This is a genomic window from Arthrobacter sp. E1SS-5 (genome assembly GCF_057073715.1).
Genome location: NZ_CP172703.1, coordinates 346,516 through 363,035 on the forward strand (window position 1 = coordinate 346,516; position 16,520 = coordinate 363,035).

At 66.0% G+C, this 16,520-nt stretch carries 13 protein-coding genes; 1 reads left to right on the forward strand and 12 read right to left on the reverse strand.

Features of this window, described 5'->3' with window-relative positions:
- Window positions 1-154: 154 nt before the first annotated feature.
- Window positions 155-1,216: a lactonase family protein gene (locus ACIGJD_RS01730; RefSeq protein ID WP_483688023.1), complete on the reverse strand. Its 1,062-nt coding sequence runs from the start codon at window positions 1,214-1,216 to the stop codon at window positions 155-157.
- A gap of 156 nt (window positions 1,217-1,372) precedes the next feature.
- Between ACIGJD_RS01730 and ACIGJD_RS01735 the strand changes: the two genes are divergently transcribed.
- On the forward strand, window positions 1,373-2,299 hold the full coding sequence (locus ACIGJD_RS01735) for a putative protein N(5)-glutamine methyltransferase (protein WP_483688024.1): 927 nt from the start codon (window positions 1,373-1,375) through the stop codon (window positions 2,297-2,299).
- A 323-nt stretch (window positions 2,300-2,622) separates the two neighbouring features.
- On the opposite strand, the gene ACIGJD_RS01740 is transcribed toward ACIGJD_RS01735, so the two are convergent.
- From ACIGJD_RS01740 to ACIGJD_RS01790, 11 genes are all read right to left on the reverse strand, one after another.
- Window positions 2,623-4,542, reverse strand: coding sequence for an HNH endonuclease signature motif containing protein (locus ACIGJD_RS01740; protein ID WP_483688025.1), 1,920 nt, complete (start codon window positions 4,540-4,542; stop codon window positions 2,623-2,625).
- A gap of 339 nt (window positions 4,543-4,881) precedes the next feature.
- Window positions 4,882-5,289 carry a YtxH domain-containing protein gene (locus ACIGJD_RS01745; protein WP_483688026.1) on the reverse strand — a complete coding sequence of 136 codons (408 nt, stop codon included), beginning with the start codon at window positions 5,287-5,289 and terminating at the stop codon, window positions 4,882-4,884.
- Between the two features lie 124 nt (window positions 5,290-5,413).
- Window positions 5,414-5,680 carry a GlsB/YeaQ/YmgE family stress response membrane protein gene (locus ACIGJD_RS01750; protein WP_483688027.1) on the reverse strand — a complete coding sequence of 89 codons (267 nt, stop codon included), beginning with the start codon at window positions 5,678-5,680 and terminating at the stop codon, window positions 5,414-5,416.
- A 132-nt stretch (window positions 5,681-5,812) separates the two neighbouring features.
- Window positions 5,813-6,646 carry an aldo/keto reductase gene (locus ACIGJD_RS01755; protein WP_483688028.1) on the reverse strand — a complete coding sequence of 278 codons (834 nt, stop codon included), beginning with the start codon at window positions 6,644-6,646 and terminating at the stop codon, window positions 5,813-5,815.
- A 35-nt stretch (window positions 6,647-6,681) separates the two neighbouring features.
- Window positions 6,682-9,243: a rhamnogalacturonan lyase gene (locus ACIGJD_RS01760; protein WP_483688029.1), complete on the reverse strand. Its 2,562-nt coding sequence runs from the start codon at window positions 9,241-9,243 to the stop codon at window positions 6,682-6,684.
- A gap of 284 nt (window positions 9,244-9,527) precedes the next feature.
- Window positions 9,528-11,087 (reverse strand): long-chain-fatty-acid--CoA ligase, encoded by a 1,560-nt coding sequence (locus ACIGJD_RS01765; RefSeq protein WP_483688030.1) that lies wholly within the window; start codon window positions 11,085-11,087, stop codon window positions 9,528-9,530.
- A gap of 24 nt (window positions 11,088-11,111) precedes the next feature.
- Window positions 11,112-12,308, reverse strand: a complete 1,197-nt coding sequence (locus ACIGJD_RS01770) for an acetyl-CoA C-acetyltransferase (protein WP_483688031.1) — start codon at window positions 12,306-12,308, stop codon at window positions 11,112-11,114.
- Window positions 12,309-12,338: 30 nt separating this feature from the next.
- Complete coding sequence (locus tag ACIGJD_RS01775) at window positions 12,339-13,595, reverse strand: acyl-CoA dehydrogenase family protein (RefSeq protein WP_483688032.1); 1,257 nt, start codon at window positions 13,593-13,595, stop codon at window positions 12,339-12,341.
- Window positions 13,596-13,723: 128 nt separating this feature from the next.
- Window positions 13,724-14,449, reverse strand: a complete 726-nt coding sequence (locus tag ACIGJD_RS01780; protein ID WP_483688033.1) for a TetR/AcrR family transcriptional regulator — start codon at window positions 14,447-14,449, stop codon at window positions 13,724-13,726.
- Between the two features lie 81 nt (window positions 14,450-14,530).
- Entirely contained in the window at window positions 14,531-15,553 is a 1,023-nt protein-coding gene (locus ACIGJD_RS01785) for an SDR family oxidoreductase (RefSeq protein WP_483688034.1), read from the reverse strand.
- Window positions 15,547-16,518 carry an aldo/keto reductase gene (locus tag ACIGJD_RS01790; RefSeq protein WP_483688035.1) on the reverse strand — a complete coding sequence of 324 codons (972 nt, stop codon included), beginning with the start codon at window positions 16,516-16,518 and terminating at the stop codon, window positions 15,547-15,549. The genes ACIGJD_RS01785 and ACIGJD_RS01790 overlap by 7 nt, the downstream gene beginning before the upstream one ends.
- Window positions 16,519-16,520: the final 2 nt, after the last annotated feature.

Consider the following 16,520-nt stretch of genomic DNA (forward strand, 5'->3'; position numbering starts at 1 on the left):
AGCGCTGCTGTACAGGCTTGCCGTTGACATGGGGATGCGGCAGGAGGGTTCGAAGGACAGCATGCTGTTCTGTGAACCAAGTCACAACTGTAAGCGCTTGCACTGGATTACTCCAGTGTTTAGGGAAGGTGTCTGCGCTGGCGTGATGCCTGGTTCAGGTGGCAGGTTCCAGGGCCGTCGGTGAGGGGGTAGGCAGGTTGTGCAGCATCGGGCCGGGGAGGCCCGTGACAGGGTCCAGTTCGAAGGTGGCGATGTTGTCCGACCGTTCGTGGGCCACGTGCAGCCAGTTTCCCCGGACCAGATGGTGCCGCGGCCAATCCCCGCCGCTGTCTATGTCCTTGACGGGGATCAGTTCGCTGGCGCCCGCTGCTACTTCCAGGACGCTGATGATGTTTGAGCCCCTGACGCCGGCATACGCGAAGTTTCCCTGCGCGCCAAGGCAGATTTCGGCCGCGGAGTCGCCGTCCTGGCTTCCGCCCGCCGTCGCGGGTCCACGGAAGACCAGCTCGTAGGTGCCCGCTTCGGGTCGCACCACGAAGACCTCCACGGAGTATTCCGACACGATGAACACGTTACCGGTGGGGTGCTCCACCATGTGCCGAGGGCCACTGCCGTGGGGGAGGACTACCTCGTGGTCGGCTACCAGTCCGGTTCCCGGTTCATAGTTCCAGATGCGCAGGGTGTCGTGGCCCAGGTCCGTGGTCATGACGCGGCCGTCGCTGAGCATCAGGCTGGCGTGGGCACGGCTTTGCCGCGGGTTGTCGGGAGAAAGGCTGCCGTGGGGATCAACCGACGGTGCGGCAGGAAACCGTCCGGTCATCCCGCCGTCGGCATCCAACTCGTAGAGGAGGACCTGCCCGTCACCCCAGCACGTCGCGGTGACGAAGCGGCCGCCCGGGTCGACGGCAACGTGGCAGGTGGCCTCACCCGCAGGCTGTCCTTCCCCGTGTATTTCCAGGCCAAAGTCCCCCAGGCGCCGGTATGCCTGGACCTTCTTGCGCTGCTCGGCCGCCGCATACACCACGGGCAGTGTGAGATGGACGGCCACAAACGACGGTGACTCGGCCTCGACTGCCGTCCCCAACCATTCGAGGCTTCCGTCCTGGTGCTCGCGGGCGGCACCGATGCCTTCGGCCCGGCCGCCGCCGTCGGGGGTGTACGCGCCGATCCAAATGATGTTGCTGCCTGCGTTGCTGTTGGCTGCGTCGGTGGTCATGGTCCTATCCTGCCAACAGCTGCTGCTATTCCGGAGTGCCGGGCCGCCGATTAGCATGGGATTTCCGGCAGCGGCAGAAGGAGGTGGCGTGTTGACGCCTGTATCAGTGTCGAATGCCTTGTCCAGGCGCTGTACGGAGAACCGGGCCTAGCCGGAATGGAAGCGCCCGCTGGCTTCCAGGAGGGTGGTGTCCTACCTCCTCGTGAATCAGGGATTGATGGCGTCTCACGGGTTGATCCCGACAGGCCCGACGCACCCGGGGCACGTGGCGTCGGCCGGATCGTCTCCCTGCTGCGGTCTGCGGGCTGCGTTTTCGCCGAGGAGGAAGCCGCGCTCCTGCTTGCAGAAGCCACCAGCCCCGCGGAGCTTTTCCGGAATATCAAAAGCCGGATAAACGGGGTTCCCCTGGAACACATCCTGGGCTGGGCAGAGTTCGCAGGCGGCCGGGTCCTGGTTGAGCCTAGCGTCTTCGTGCCGCGGCGCCGCACTGAGCTGCTGGTTGGAGAGGCCGTGGCTGTCCTGCAGGAGGATGCCATGCCGGCCCTGCCGATGCGGCCGATGCCGCCGGTCGTGGTCGACCTTTGCTGTGGTTCGGGTGCCGTGGGAGCGGCAATCCTTCGCCAGGCCCCGCGGGTGGAACTCCACGCCGCAGACATCGAACCCGCAGCCGTGCGGTGCGCGCGGCAGAACCTTGAGCCGTTGGGCGGAGCCGTGCACGCGGGCGACTTGTTCGGAGCACTCCCGCCCGTACTACGCGGTCGGATCCGGGTGCTCGCAGTTAACGCTCCCTACGTGCCCACTGAAGCCATCCGTACCATGCCGTTGGAAGCACGCATGCACGAACCTGCCGTTTCGCTGGACGGCGGTCCCGACGGCCTGGACTTCCACCGACGGATTGCCGTGGAAGGTGGGCAGTGGCTGGCTCCGGGTGGTCACGTGCTCATCGAAACCAGCGAGCGGCAGTCCGTCGGCACCTCGGAAATCCTGTGCGCAGCGGGGTTCGTTGTCTGGACGGTACGGTCGGAAGAACTTGATGGGACCGTGGTTATCGGGCGCCTGATTCCGGAGAGTATGCGGCGTTAGAGTCCCCTCCGCTCCAGCTCAGGCCCCAGACAGAAACTTTCGAGCTCAGCCCGGGACTGGGACCGTCCAATACCAAACGCCATCAGCTTTCCCTTTTGCGGTTCTGCCTCAGACGGACAACCGGTTAAGCGCAGGTGGGCGGACAACCAACTTCTCACACCGGCCATCGGTGTCGATCCTCCAGGACGGATAACCCTCTATACCGGCACACGACCTCCGGCGACAACAACCACCGTGGAGCGCGAACGGCTGCTTATCAACGGCATGGTCCAGCCGCACAAACCGCCTGATTGGCTGTCGACGTTTTGCGGGCACCTCACTTTTCATTCCCGTGGGTGGGGTGGTGGGGGTGGTTTGAAGTAGTGGTTTTGTTGGGGTGTTTGGGTGGGGTCGAGGTGGGGTGGGGGGATGAAGGTGGGTGTGCCGTGGGTGGTGGTGATTTTCCATTGTTCTTTGTGGATGAGGTGGTGGTGGTGGCTGCAGAGCAGGACGCCGTTGTTGGTGGTGGTGGGTCCGCCGTTTGACCAGTAGGTGATGTGGTGTGCTTCGCACCAGGGGGCGGGGATGGTGCAGTTGGGGAAGGCGCAGCCTTGGTCTCTTGCGGTGAGGGCGAGGCGTTGGGCGGGGGTGAAGAGGCGGGTTCTGCGGCCGAGGTCGAGGATTTCGCCGTTGGTGCCGAGGAGTGTGGGGATGATGTCGGCGTCGCAGGCGGTTTTGCGCAGGGTGGTGGCGGCGACGGGCCCGGTGAACATGAATGCTCCGGTCCCGGTGGAGGTCCCTGCCTGGGCTTCCGGGGCCGTTTCCGGTTCCGCTTGTGAGTGCGTTCGGGCCTCTGATCCTGGTTCTGTTTTCCCGGATGTGGTGCCGGTGGTGTGGGGGAAGAGGTCTTGGTAGTGGATGGTGGCGATGATTTGGGGTCGGTTGCCGCCGGTGGTGGGCAGGGTGTTGGTGGTGAGGGCGGCTTTGGCGGCGGTGACGAGGCCGTCGAGTTGTTTTTGGGCGCGGGTGCGCCGGTCCAGGTCCGGCAGGGCGGTGTGCTCGGTGGCGTTGCCTGCCGGTGTGCTGTCTCCGTTGCCGTTGCCGTTGCCGCTGCCGCCGCCCGTGCCGGTACCTCTCCCTCCGCTGCCGCCGCCCGTGCCCGTGCCGTTGCCGTTGCCGGTGTCGGTGTTGTTGGTTGCGGTGTTGGGGGTGGTGGTGCGGGGGTTGGTGGCGGTGTTCATGACGGTGAGGAGGTGTTCGTATTGGTCGGTGGTGGCGAAGATTTCGACGCGGTGCAGGCCGTGGCGGGGTTTGCGGATGAAGGCGCCTTGGGTGTGGCGGAGGGCTTCTTCGGTGGGTTCGGTGCCGTCGGCGTCGATGGTGTCCATCCAGCGTTGGGCCAGGCGGGTGAGGAAGTCGGGGTCGCAGCTGGTGGCGGCTTTGGTGAGGTGGTGTTCGATCGTGTCGAGGGTTTCTTGTGTGGTGTGGTGTTGGAGCCGGTCGAGGGTGGCGGTGATGATGGTCGCTGCGTGTGAGGACACCGCCGGGTCCTGGGCGTTTTCGGTGGTGTCACCTTCAACTGTGGTCCGGGGTGTGGGGGTGAGGGCGGCGGCGAGGTGTGGCCGGGTTGGTGGGAGTGGTTCGCCTGCGATGGTGGTGGCGGGCAGGACGTGCTGGGCGAGGGTGAGGCGGCGGCGGGCTTCGCGGATGGGGATCTGCAGGCGCAGGCGGAGGAACTCGGCGGTGTTCCGGCACCCGTCATCGGCCGGGGACACCACCACGGGGCGCATCAGGCCTCGTGTGGAGGGCGACCCGGGCCAGTTGGCGTCGGTCTCGCTCACCGCGCCGGTCCCGGTAAAAGTCCCGGTCACGCACGCTGTGCTGGCGTGGTCCAAGGCGCCGGTGCTGGGGGTGGTGTGGAAGGTTTCGATGCCGTTGGCGTTCCACCCGGTGATCCAGTCCGTGGCCCGGGTCGCGGAGGACGAGTCTGGGCGGGTTCGGGCTGGGCGGGTCTTGGCTGTAGCGGCGTCCTTGATGGCCTGGGTGCGGGTCCGGTCGACGGCCCCCGCGGCCAGGAGTTGGAGGTATTCCATGGAGCGGGCCAGGCCCTCGATCCGGGCGGCATAATCGGCAGCCTCGACATAAGAGGCCGTTGCCAGCAGGTCCGGGACGGCCAGGGCGGCGGCCGCCAGCTGTGCGGCCAGCCCGTCCAACACGTCCTGCCCACCGGGCCCCGAGGCCGATGCCTGCAAAGGACCTGTCAAAGGATCCCCACTGGGGACCGGGTGAAGGCGGGCCGGGCGCGGCAGCCAACTGCCGGCGTCGTACGCCCTCCCAAAATCTTCCCCAACAGCCTCCATAACCCAACCCTGCCAGTCACCACTGACAATCAAGAGACCCCAAAACCCCTATGTGGAAAAGCTGGGCCAGCAATGAGTGACGCCAGGGCACTGCTGCCGATTTTCTCCGGGAAGCGGCCTCTTTAAACACTGCCGGCCGCCGCGTCCCCCAAGGATCGCGACGGCCGGCAAGGCGATTCAGTTGTAGCACAAAGCCCGCTCAGTCCCATGTCACGCGGCAGTGACCGCGTAATGAAACGGGAATCAGGACTTTGCACCGGTCCCATCGGAGGTACCAAGGTTGGTGGTTTCCGGGTGGGTGCTGTGTGCGGGAATGTGGTCTTCGCCAAGGCCGCCCTCGCTGGTTGTAGAGGTGCCAGTGGCGGTGCCGGCCGCTGCGGAAGCCTGGCCGCCGTTGGACGAGCCATCCCGGTGCACGGCAGAACCAAGCACGGTCCCTGCCCTGCGTGCGGCTTCGCCCAGCTGGTCCGCCACTTCAGGCGCCTTTTCCTTGATGGCCTCCGTAGCTACGGAAACTTTGTCCTGTACCGGCTTGCTGTCCCAGATGCCGGCCGCACGGGCCTTCAGCTTGTCGTAAGCAGCACGGCCCGACCGCGAGCCGAGGACGTAGCCGACGGCAACGCCTACACCCAGAAGAAGCTTGTTTTTCACGTTGAACTCCTGCTCTGCGAGAAGGTTGTCAATCTGGCGGGGAGCGGTGACGCCCCCGGCTGGAGAAAGTGAAAGCCGGCCTGGGGATAGTGTCCCCAGGCCGGCTTCCTGGCGTGCGCGGTTATTAGCCGCGTGCGCCGCGCTTAGTGACCATGCCGTAGATCGCAAGAACGATCAGCGAGCCAACAATCGCCAGCAGCCAGGTCTGCAGCGAGAAGAACTCCTGCAGTCCGCCGCCGAACAGGGCGCTACCGATCCAGCCACCGAGCAGTGCGCCAACGACGCCCAGCACCATGGTGATGATCCAGCCGCCACCCTGACGTCCCGGAAGGATTGCCTTGGCAATCGCGCCGGCGATAAGTCCGAGAATCAGAAATGCAATAAATCCCATTTGTCGCTCTCTTCCTAAGTAAAGGAGGCCCCCATGTTCGGGAGGCACTTCGTCCTTCTGGCTCAATAGTAATCATGCTTACTATCTGTTTGCCAACCCCGTTTTAGGAAAAAAGTGCTGTTCAGGCCGAGTTTAATGCCCCGTTTTGTCCGAGTCGTTGCCCGCTCCGGGGCCCTCGTCCAGGACCGAAAGTTCCGCTAGATCCTGCGGATCCAGGGCGAAATCGAACACGTCCAGGTTCTCGGCCATACGCTCCGGGGAAGCCGACTTGGGAATCGTTACCAATCCGTTTTGTATGTGCCACCGGAGGACCAGTTGGCCAGGTGTTTTTCCATGCTTTTCAGCCAGTTGGGAAAGGACGGGAGCACTCAGCAAACCTGCTCCCGAACCGCCCAGCGGACTGTAGGACTCAGTAACTATCCCATGCCGGGCATGGAATTCCCGCTCAGCAGTCCGGGTGATTGCGGGGCTGAGCTGGATCTGGTTCACCGCCGGCACCACATCGGTCTCCGCCATCAGCCGCTCAAGGTGGGCGGGCTTGAAGTTGGACACCCCGATGGACCGGACCTTCCCCTCTGCCTGCAGCCGTTCAAACGTCTGCCAGGTGGAAACGTACTGGTCCCGGCCGGGGAGTGGCCAGTGGATCAGCAGTAGGTCCACATAATCAAGCCCCAGACGCTTCAGCGATCCCTCCAGGCCGGTAACAGCACGGTCGTGGCCTTGGAATTCGCCGTCCAGCTTGGTGGTGATGAACAGCTCGCTGCGGTCCACGCCGCTGGCGCGGATGCCGTTGCCAACACCCCGTTCGTTGCCGTACTTCACGGCGGTATCGATGTGCCGGTACCCGGCTTCCACGGCTTGTACGACGGCGGCTGCCACCTGTTCGTCGTCCAGCGGCCAGGTGCCAAGCCCCAGCTGTGGAATCCTGTTGCCGTCATTGAGTTCTATGAGCGGTGCAAGTGTCATGCCATCAGTCTCCCCTCCATCGTCCGTTCCGGCTCTCAGTGCCCGCTATTCGAGAATGCCCGGAGGATATTGCCGGCGTTGTACTCCAGCGCCACCCGGGCCGTACTTGATACCGTATCCGGCTTCTTTTGCTGGGCAAGGAAGTCCGCGAACCGCTGCACGGCCTGCCCCGCCTTGGCCGGGTCGCCGTCCTGGACCGCCTTTGCCGCCTGCTGGATGCTTGCGGCAAGCTGGCTGGCCACCGGTCCGGAAACGTCCCCCGAATCCCTCAGATCCGCCAGGATGTCCTGCAGGGCCTTGATGCTGCCCGGAAGCCAGGCAGCACGCAGCGGGACGTTGCCAAACTTCATGTCGGACGCGAAGTAGAAGTCGGTGTAGGCCGGCTGGTTATAGGCCGTGTTCTGCCGGGCAACCTCGGCCCTGTACTGCGGATCGTGCATGAGCGTGTAGAGCTTGTGGCTGGTCACTTCGGTGCTCATGAAAATCCGCAAGGCGGAGCTGTCAGCGGTGCGGACCACCATTTCCTCGCGCCAGTCGCCCAGGATGTCGGCCACCAGGCTGGGGGTTCCCTTGGTGCTGTTGTTGGTCCGGGTGCCGTCGGCCGTGAGCAGCCGGCCGCGCTTCCAGTCATCGATGGTGGGTGTCTGGTCTCCCGAGCCGTTGATGATCTGCGTGGTCATGTCCGCGGCCCACTTGATGCTCATGTTGGTTCCCGGTGCGCTGCTGGAAAGCTTACGGCCGTCCGCGGACTGCATGCCGATGGCCCAGTTCTCAATGCCCGGAACAGACGGATCCACATCGCCGATCATGCCGCGTCCGGTGTCCTTGCCTGAGTACGCGCCGAACAGCACCTCGCCGGTGGCGGCATCCCGCATAGCGTAGCCGTAAGGGGCGTATGCCGCTCCTTCGTGGACGGTGAAGATTTCCTTTCCGGGCCGGTTGGGATCGATGTCGGTGACATGCATGGCGTCGCCGTGGCCCAGGCGCGCCTCTTCGCCGGGAGCGGCACTGCCCGTCGGCAGGGTGTCGAAGGATGTGTACAAAACCGAGCCGTCGTCGTCGAGCGTTGCAGACCCGTACACAATCTCCTGCTTGCCGTCGCCGTCCACGTCCGAGGCACTCAGGGAGTGGAAGCCCTGCGTGGTGAGCTTCCCGTAGGTGGGGTCCGTTCCATCACGGCCGTGCGGGGAGTCGTTGAACGGGTTGGTCATGGGCGTCCAGCCCGAGTCCACGTGCCAAACGGGCGAAAGGTTTGTTCCGTCCCAGGTGTAGGTGGCGAGAGTGGTGCGGGTGTAGTAGCCGCGGGCGAAGACCGCCGCCGGTTTCTTGCCGTCCAGGTAGGCGACGCCGGCCAGGAACCGGTCCACGCGGTTCCCCGGCTCTATCCGCGCCATGGCGTAGTCGCCCCACATCAGGCCGTCGTCCGTCCGTCCCGGGGTGTAGGCCACCGTCTTCAGTTCCTTGCCCGTGGCGCCTTCGAAAACCGTCAGGTATTCCGGACCCGACACGATGAAGCCCTCAAATGCACGCAGGTTGTTGCGTGCGCTGCGGGACGGGGCGTAGACGTCCATGAAGTAGTCGGTGAGTTTTTCCGCATCAGCCTGGGAGAGCGGGTACTTGTACTGCGGGGCGATTCCGAAGGCTTCCTCCAGGGTTGCCGGCCAGCGGCCCGCCTTGACCTCCGGGTGCTCGGTCCAGCCCTGGAACGTTTTCACCATGTGCCGGTAGTAATCCGCCGCGCTCATGCGGTAGTCATCGGTGTTGGAGTACCCGGCGTCGATATCGGACTGGAGCAGGGAGATGAACGAGCTGGCCGCCACGCTGCCGTCCGCGTTGAAGCTGGTGCTCTTGGTCCCCGGGGCCGTCTTCATCATCATCTCTGCCCGGCCGTCGCCGTCAAAGTCGTTCACCAGCAGCTGGGTGTAGTGCGCGCCCGAGCGGATGTTGACGCCCAGGTCGATGCGGCTGAGGAGCGTCCCGTCCGCTTTGTAGGTGTCGACGTAGGTGTTGCCCGTGTAGCCCACCTGCGAGACGTCCTTGGAGTTGTTCGGGTCCCATTTGACGATGAATTCATACTGCCCGTCGCCGTCCACGTCCCCCACCGAGGTGTCGTTGGCGAAATAGGTGTAGGCCTGGCCGGCCGGGGTGACGCCGTCGGCCGGCTTCCTGAGCGGGATGTCCTTGAAGTTGCTGCCCCACGGCGTGGTGCCGGCGCTCCGGTCCACCTCAACGCCGCCGACGACGGCCCGCACCTGGTAGGCCGATCCTGCGGTTCCGGCCCGGTCCAGGAAGTTGGTGCTGTCCGTGACGGTGGCCAGTTTTTGGCCGTCCCGGTAGACGTTGAAGTCGGTGCCGGTTAGGCCGGTGGCGGAAGATCCGGTGGCCTCGTTGCCCAGCAGCCGCCAGCTGAGGAACACGCCCTCGGAGGTCCCGGCGGCCACCAGTCCGCGGTCCAGATGGTCCAGTTGGACGCCGGGGCTGCCCGGCCTGGGGGAGGGTTCGACGGCGGATGCCGGGGCCGCGAGGCAGCCCACCGTGAGTGCCAGGCCGGCTGCGCCGACGGAGAGCAGGCGAAGGGGGAGGGTTCGGGGATTCATCGGTGAATCCTTTCAATTTTGAGACCGGAAAACGCTTCCCCAGCAATCTAGCCGCGGGGGAAGGGGTAGGGGAAGCCTTGTTTTCCGAGCTCGGAGAGGGTATTTAGAACGTTGTAGAAGCGCGAAGGGCCTGCTGCTTCAGCGGCAGGCCCTTCAACCAAGCACCAATCTCCATGACACACCTGCCCAGCGGCCCGCACCGCCCGCGAGATGCCCCCAAGGCTGCGCCAGGCCTGCCCTTGCCGGGCACCGGCCGGCCGGGGCCGTACTTGCCGGTGCCGTACTTACTGAACGAGGTCTTCGGCCAGCTTGCGCTTGAGGATCTTTCCGCTTGGCCCCAGGGGGAGTTCGGAGAGGATCCGGACCACCCGCGGGTACTTGTAGGCGGCCAGCTGCGCGCTGGTGAAGTCGATCAATTCGGCCTCGGTCACGCTGGTTCCGGCGTCCAGTACGATGGCTGCCGCGATTTCCTGCCCGTGGACGTCATCCGGGATCCCGTACACGGCGGCACTGACCACGGCGGGGTGGGTCAGGATGACCTCCTCCACTTCCCGGGGGTAGACGTTGTAGCCGTTCCGGATGATCATGTCCTTCTTGCGGTCCACGATGGTGAGGTAGCCGTCGTCGTCCTTTGTCCCAAGGTCCCCGCTGCGGAACCAGCCGTCCACCACGGCCTCCGCCGTTGCTTCGGGCCGGTTCAGGTAGCCCTTCATCAGCAGGTGGCCGCGTATGACCAGCTCGCCCAACTCCCCGTTGGGAAGCAGCTCGATCCGCTCCGTCACCTCGGGCCGGGCGATCTCGATGTCAACGCCCCAGATCGGGATCCCGATGGTGCCCGGCCGGGGTGCCGTGCCCACGTGGTTGAAGGCGGCAACCGGCGAGGTCTCCGTCAGCCCATAGCCTTCGTGGATCTCCACCCCGTAGACGTCGCGGAACTTGTCCAGGACGGCAAGCGGCAGGGCCGCGCCGCCGGAGATGCCGTAACGCAGGGCAGCGGGCCGGTCGGGTACGGTCTTGGCGGCTTCCAGGAGCGCCACGTACATGGTGGGCACGCCGATGAAGATGTTGACGTTGTGCTTGGCCAGCAGCTTCAGGGCGTCCGGGCCGGCGAACCGCGGCATCAGGACGATGGTGGCGCCGGCGCGCAGCCCCGTGTTGAGGACCACGGTCTGGCCGAAGGTGTGGAAGAGTGGCAGCCCGCCGAACAGGACATCGCCGGGCCGGAAATCCATCACGCTGGTCAGCAGGGTGCTGGTCTGTTCCACCAAGGCAAAGTGGGTGCCGAGTGCGCCTTTCGGTTTGCCGGTGGTGCCTGACGTGTAAAGGATGGTGGCCGTGTCCGAGGGGCGGCACGGTTCGTATGTCTGGATCGGTTCCGCCGCCGCAGCTTCCGCTTCCAGCCGGGGGAACCCGCCGTCGTCGGAAGCCATCACGGTCAGCACGTCGGTGCCGCTGGCCGAGGCACCCGCCGCACCCTCGCCCAGCAGCGGTGCGGCGCAGATCAGCAGTTTGGCGCCGCTGTCCTGCAGGACGTACTCGATTTCGCGGGCCTTGAGCAGGGCATGCACGGGCACAACAATGGCACCGAGCGACAGGACGGCGTAGTACACCCGGGCGAAGTCGGGGACGTTGGGGATCAGGACGGCGACGGCGTCTCCCGGGCCGATACCGCGCGCCCGCAGTGCGCCGGCATAGGCGCGGGTCTGGCGCCAGAGGTCGCCGTAGCTGACCTGGTCCTCGCCGACTACCAGCGCGATGTTGTCCGGAGTCCTTTTGGCTGATTCAGACAGCACGGCTGCCACCGAGATGGTGGCGAAGCCGTCAGCGGAGTTGGTGTTGGTCATGGCCTGCTTCTTCGTTGGGTTGGGTCACGCTGAGAGGATCAGGGCGTCGCCCTGGCCGCCGCCGCCACAGAGTGCCACGACGCCAGTGCCGCCGCCGCGGCGCTTCAGGGCCAGCGCCTGGTGCAGCACCAGGCGTGCCCCCGACGCTCCCACAGGGTGGCCCAGGGCGATGGCACCACCTTCAGCGTTCACGGCCTCGGTATCAATGCCGAGGTCGTTGGCGGACTGGATGAGGACGGAAGCGAACGCTTCGTTGATTTCCACCAGGTCCAGGTCCTGGACGGAGAGTCCCTGGACCTTGAGCGCGCGCTCGATGGCCCGGGCGGGCTGGGAGTGCAAAGATCCGTCAGGTCCGGCGGTCTGGCCGTGGGCGCCAATCTCGGCGATCCATTCCAGGCCTGCGGCTTCGGCTGCCGCCTTGTTGGCGATGACCAGGGCGGCCGCGCCATCGGACAGGGGCGACGACGAACCAGCGGTAATGGTGGCGGTCTCCGCCTTGGAGAACGCCGGGCGGAGCTGGGCCAGGGATTCCGCTGTGGTGTCCGGACGGATGCCCTCGTCGTGCTCAAGGGTCACGGCGGGTCCCTTGCGCTGCGGTATCTCGATCGGCGCGATCTCCTCCGCCATGATCCCGGCGGCGCGGGCGGCCTCGGCACGCTGGTGGGAGCGGGCCGCGACGGCGTCCTGCTCTTCGCGCGTGATGCCGCGTTCGGCGTTTCCGGCGTCGGTGGCCTCACCCATGAGCTTCTTGCTCACCGGGTCCTGCAGCCCGTCGTGGTTGAGGGAGTCCAGCATTGGGGCGTCACCGATGACCACGCCCGCACGGAGCCCCGGTACCAGGTGTGGTGCATTGGTCATGGACTCCTGGCCTGCGGCGACAATGAAGTCCGCTTCCCCGGTGCGGATCATCCTGGCGGCGTCGATGACGGCCGTCAGACCCGACAGGCAAAGCTTGTTGATGGTGATGGTGGGGACGTCCCAGCCGATTCCCGCGGCCAGGCTGGCCTGCCGTGCGGGGCCCTGGCCGGCGCCGGCCTGGATCACCTGCCCCACGATGACGGCACCGATCTGCTCCGGCGCCACTCCTGTCCGTTCCAGGGCGGCCCGGATTGCGTGGGCGCCGAGGTCGCTGGAGGAGAAGGGGGTGAGGCCGCCGCGGAACTTGCCGAACGGGGTGCGGGCGCCGCCCAGGATGACGGGGATGTTGGCGTTCTGGTTCAAGAACGTTCCTTTCGGAGGTGTTGGGCGGAGTTACGCGAAGGCGGAGGTACCGGTGATGCCGCGGCCGATGATGAGGGCCTGCATGGTTTCGGTGCCTTCGTAGGTGTGGATGGCTTCAATATCGGCGAGATGCCGGGCCACGCGGTTTTCCAGCAGGATGCCGTTGCCGCCCAGCAGGTCGCGTGCGTTCGAAGCGATGCCGCGGGCAGTTCGGGTGCAGGTGTACTTTGCCAGGGACGCCTGCTCAGGGGTGAGCGTCCCGGCTTCATCGAGCCGGGTCATTTGCACCACCATCAGCTGCATGGTGGCCAGTTCGCTGAGCATCCGGGCCAGCCGTTCCTGCACGATCTGGGAGGCGGCCAGGGGCCGGCCGAACTGCTTGCGCTGCTTGGCATACTGGACGGCCGTTTCGTAGCAGGCGGTGGCATGCCCGACGGCGGACCAGGCAACGCCCAGCCGGGTCGCCAACAGGACACGGGCTGTGTCCTTGAAGGTGCGGGCGCCCGGCAGGACATTTTCGTCGGGGACGAAGACGTCTTCCAGCCGGATGTGGGCCTGCCAGATGGCGCGGAGGGCCAGCTTGCCTTCGATTTTGGTGGCGGTGTAGCCGGGGGAGTCCTGCGGAACCAGGTAGCCATGGACCTGGCCGTCCTCGCCCCGGGCCCACACGATGCTGACGCCGCCTACGGAGCCGTTGCCGATCCACTTCTTTTCACCGTTGAGCAGGAAACCCCCCTCGGTGCGGGTAGCCGTGGTCTCGAGGGCAACCGAGTCGGATCCGTGCGTGGGCTCGGTGAGGGCGAAGGCTGCGTATGCGGCACCGCCTGCGATCGTCGGGAGCCAGCGCTCCTTCTGCTCCGGGGAACCGCATTCCGCGACTGACCGCAGGGCCAGGCCGCCCTGGACCGCGATCATCGTTGCCACGGAGCCGTCGCCTCGGCTGACCTCCATGTTCACCAGTCCGGCGGCCATACTGCTCATGGGTGCATAGCCCTCCACCGCTATGCCGTCGCGCAGGAGGTCCAGTTCGCCGAGGCGCCGGAGGAGGTGCAGGGGGTACTCGCCGCGTTCCCAGTAGCCATCGATGACGGGGAGGACCTCATCCTGGACAAAGTTGCGGGCGCGGTCCCAGTACGCCCGGTCCTCGGCACCGATGCCTGCCAGGACGGAGGCCGGGTCCGTGCCCAGCGCCTCAGTGAGGAGGTAGTCCGGCTCCACGGTGCCGGCAGGAAAGCTGGTGGGACTTTCGGTGCGGGCGGGCACTCGGGTGGGGGACGTCGTCGTCATGTATCTGCATCCTTTTGAATCAGCGGCGGCGGGACTGCCGGGGCCGTGTGGCTTGCGCCACACGAAACAAGGATGCAATGAAACTAAGTTCCACGTCAAGAAACTGCGTTCCAAGTTGGGTTGGGATGCTAGGGGAGGGCGTCCCGGACCGCCTGGGCGATTGCTTCCCTGTCGGCGGTGCCGGGAAGGACGGTCACGACGACGGTCGGGGCCGGTTGGGAGGGGGCTGGGGAACCGAGGAGCGCAGGCCGGAACGTTTCCGCCAGGGACTGGAGCTCGGCGGCCAGGGCGGCTGCCCTTTTCCGATCTGCCGCAGCGGTGTCCCCGGCCTTGGGTGTGGTGCGCAGCCACTGGCGGAGGAAGGCGTTGTGCACGGCCACCACGGCCGCGGCGAAGGCGACGGCCTTGTACTCGTGCCGGCCCTTTCCGGGCAGCGTGTCATTGAGGAACTGGAGGAATGCCCGCTCGTACCGGTGGGAGGTGACCAGCTCCCGGTCGCGGAGGGCCGGGACTGCCTGCAGGAGTCCGTACCGGGCGCGGGACGTTGCCGGGTTCCGCAGGTGGTGCTCAAAGACCAGCATGGCGGCGTCCGCAACGGCGGCGGGCGGCTCAAGCCTTGATTCGACCAGCCGGTCATTGACCTGGCGCAGGATCCGCTCATGGTCGGCAAAGACCACGTCCTCCTTGGACCCGAACCTGCGGAAGAACGTGCTGCGGCTCATTCCCGAGGCCTCGGCGAGCTCCTCGACGGACGTTGCATCGAAGCCCTGCTTCGCCAGGAGTCCGATGGCTGCCGCGACAGGCCCGTCGGCGGGATGCCCGTCGTCGGGCTGGCTGGAAGGGGGCGAAGTCATGCGCCGAAATGTAGCACAGCCGCCCCTGCGCAACTGCCCTGCCTCCGGACGGAGGCAGGGCAGTTGACGGTGGACGTGGGCTCAGGCTCCCTGGCGTGCCCAGCCGGTCAGCTTGTCGGAGAGCTGCATGTAGGCCTCGTTCACCTGCTGCAGTTCCGGGTGGCTGTCGTACCACTGAACGATCTCCCGGGCGCCGTCCGCGAAAGGGATGGTGGCCGTGAAGTCCGGGACCAGCGATTTGATCTTGGCGTTGTCAAAGACCACCGAGTGGGAGCGGTCGCCCAGGAGGTTGGAACCCAGTTCATCATCATGGGCGGCGATGGTTTCGGACGCCACATGCACCAGTTCCGGTTCCCGGACCCCTGCTGCCCGGGCGAACAGCTGGTAGATCTGGTTCCAGGGCAGGTACTCATCCGAGGTGATGGTGTAGCTCTCGCCCACCGCCTGCGGCCGGCCGAGCAGCCCGACGAACGCCTTGGCGAAATCCTTGCTGTGCGTCAGTGTCCACAGCGAGGTACCGTCACCGTGCACCATGACCGGAAGGCCGTTGCGCATGCGGTGGATGTCCGTCCATGCACCCACCATGGCGATCTTGGTGCGGTCGTAGGTGTGCGACGGCCGGATCACAGTCAGCGGAAAGTCATCCTCCCGGTAGGCCCGGAAGAGCAGCTCCTCGCACGCGATCTTGTCCCGGGAGTACTGCCAGAAGGGGTTCTTCAACGGCGTTGACTCGCGGATGGGCAGCCGCGTGGGCGGCTTCTGGTACGCGGAGGCGGAGCTGATGAAGACGTACTGCCCGGTCCGCTCCCGGAACAATTCCATACTGGTCTGCGCCTGGTCCGGGGTGTAGGAGATGAAGTCCGCGACGGCGTCGAACTCCCTGCTGCCCAGCACCTCCCGCACGGCTGCCGCATCGCGGACGTCGGCGTGCAGCACCTCCGTGCCCTCCGGGATGGGCCGGGTGGACTGGCCACGGTTCAGGATGGTGAGCCGGTGGCCCAGCGCGACGGCGCGTTCTGCTGCCGCCGCGCTGATGACCCCGGTGCCGCCGATGAAGAGGATGCTCCTCGGCGCCACAGTATCGGCCGCAAGTGGGGTTACCACGCGTAGTCTTCCGGTGCCGTGCGGTGCCCGGGGAAGATGTCGTCCAGGCGCTTGAGGGCGTCTTCGTCGAGCGAGACGTCCAGGGCGCGGATCGCGGCATCCAGCTGTTCCTGGGTGCGGGGGCCCACAATCGGAGCAGTGACGGCGGGCCGGTGCAGGAGCCAGGCCAGGGCGACGTCGCCGGGTTCGTGGCCCAGTTCGTCCGCGAAGTCCTCGTACTGACGGATCTGGTCCTGGTGCTTCTTCAGCGTTTCGGCGGCCCGTCCTTCGGTCCGCCGCACGCCCTCGCGTTCCTTCTTCAGCACGCCGCCCAGCAGGCCGCCCTGCAGCGGTGACCAGGGGATCAGGCCCAGGCCGTACTGTTGCGCCGCCGGGATGACCTCAAGCTCGAGCTCGCGGCGGAACAGGTTGTAGATAGACTGCTCGCTGACCAGCCCGGTGTAGTTCCGGCGGCGCGCCGCTTCCTGGGCCTGGGCAATGTGCCAGCCGGCAAAGTTGCTGCTGCCCGAGTACAGGATCTTCCCCTGCTGCACGGCAACCTCGATGGCCTGCCAGATTTCGTCCCACGGGGTGTCGCGGTCGATGTGGTGGAACTGGTACACATCGATGTAGTCGGTCTGCAGGCGCTTGAGGCTTGCATCCAGGGCCCTGCGGATGTTCAGCGCGGACAGCTTGGACTCGTTCGGCCGGTCCGTCATGGTGCCATAGAGCTTGGTGGCCAGGACGGTGTGCTCACGGCGCTCGCCGCCCTTGGCGAACCAGCGCCCGATGATTTCCTCGGTCCAGCCGCGGTGGTCCGCACCGCCGTACACGTTGGCGGTGTCGAAGAAGTTGATCCCGGCCTCATGGGCGGAGTCCATGATGCTGTGGGCGTCCGCTTCCTCCGTCTGCGGTCCAAAATTCATGGTGCCGAGGCAGAGGCGGGAAACTTTCAGGCCGGAGCGGCCCAGATGGGTGTACTGCATGG

Coding starts and splice junctions, on each gene's coding strand:
- ACIGJD_RS01730 (WP_483688023.1), bottom strand. CDS start 1,216: ATGACCACCGACGCAGCCAACAGCAACGCAGGCAGCAACATCATTTGG.
- ACIGJD_RS01735 (WP_483688024.1), top strand. CDS start 1,373: ATGGAAGCGCCCGCTGGCTTCCAGGAGGGTGGTGTCCTACCTCCTCGT.
- ACIGJD_RS01775 (WP_483688032.1), bottom strand. CDS start 13,595: ATGACGACGACGTCCCCCACCCGAGTGCCCGCCCGCACCGAAAGTCCC.
- ACIGJD_RS01755 (WP_483688028.1), bottom strand. CDS start 6,646: ATGACACTTGCACCGCTCATAGAACTCAATGACGGCAACAGGATTCCA.
- ACIGJD_RS01765 (WP_483688030.1), bottom strand. CDS start 11,087: ATGACCAACACCAACTCCGCTGACGGCTTCGCCACCATCTCGGTGGCA.
- ACIGJD_RS01790 (WP_483688035.1), bottom strand. CDS start 16,518: ATGCAGTACACCCATCTGGGCCGCTCCGGCCTGAAAGTTTCCCGCCTC.
- ACIGJD_RS01760 (WP_483688029.1), bottom strand. CDS start 9,243: ATGAATCCCCGAACCCTCCCCCTTCGCCTGCTCTCCGTCGGCGCAGCC.
- ACIGJD_RS01750 (WP_483688027.1), bottom strand. CDS start 5,680: ATGGGATTTATTGCATTTCTGATTCTCGGACTTATCGCCGGCGCGATT.
- ACIGJD_RS01780 (WP_483688033.1), bottom strand. CDS start 14,449: ATGACTTCGCCCCCTTCCAGCCAGCCCGACGACGGGCATCCCGCCGAC.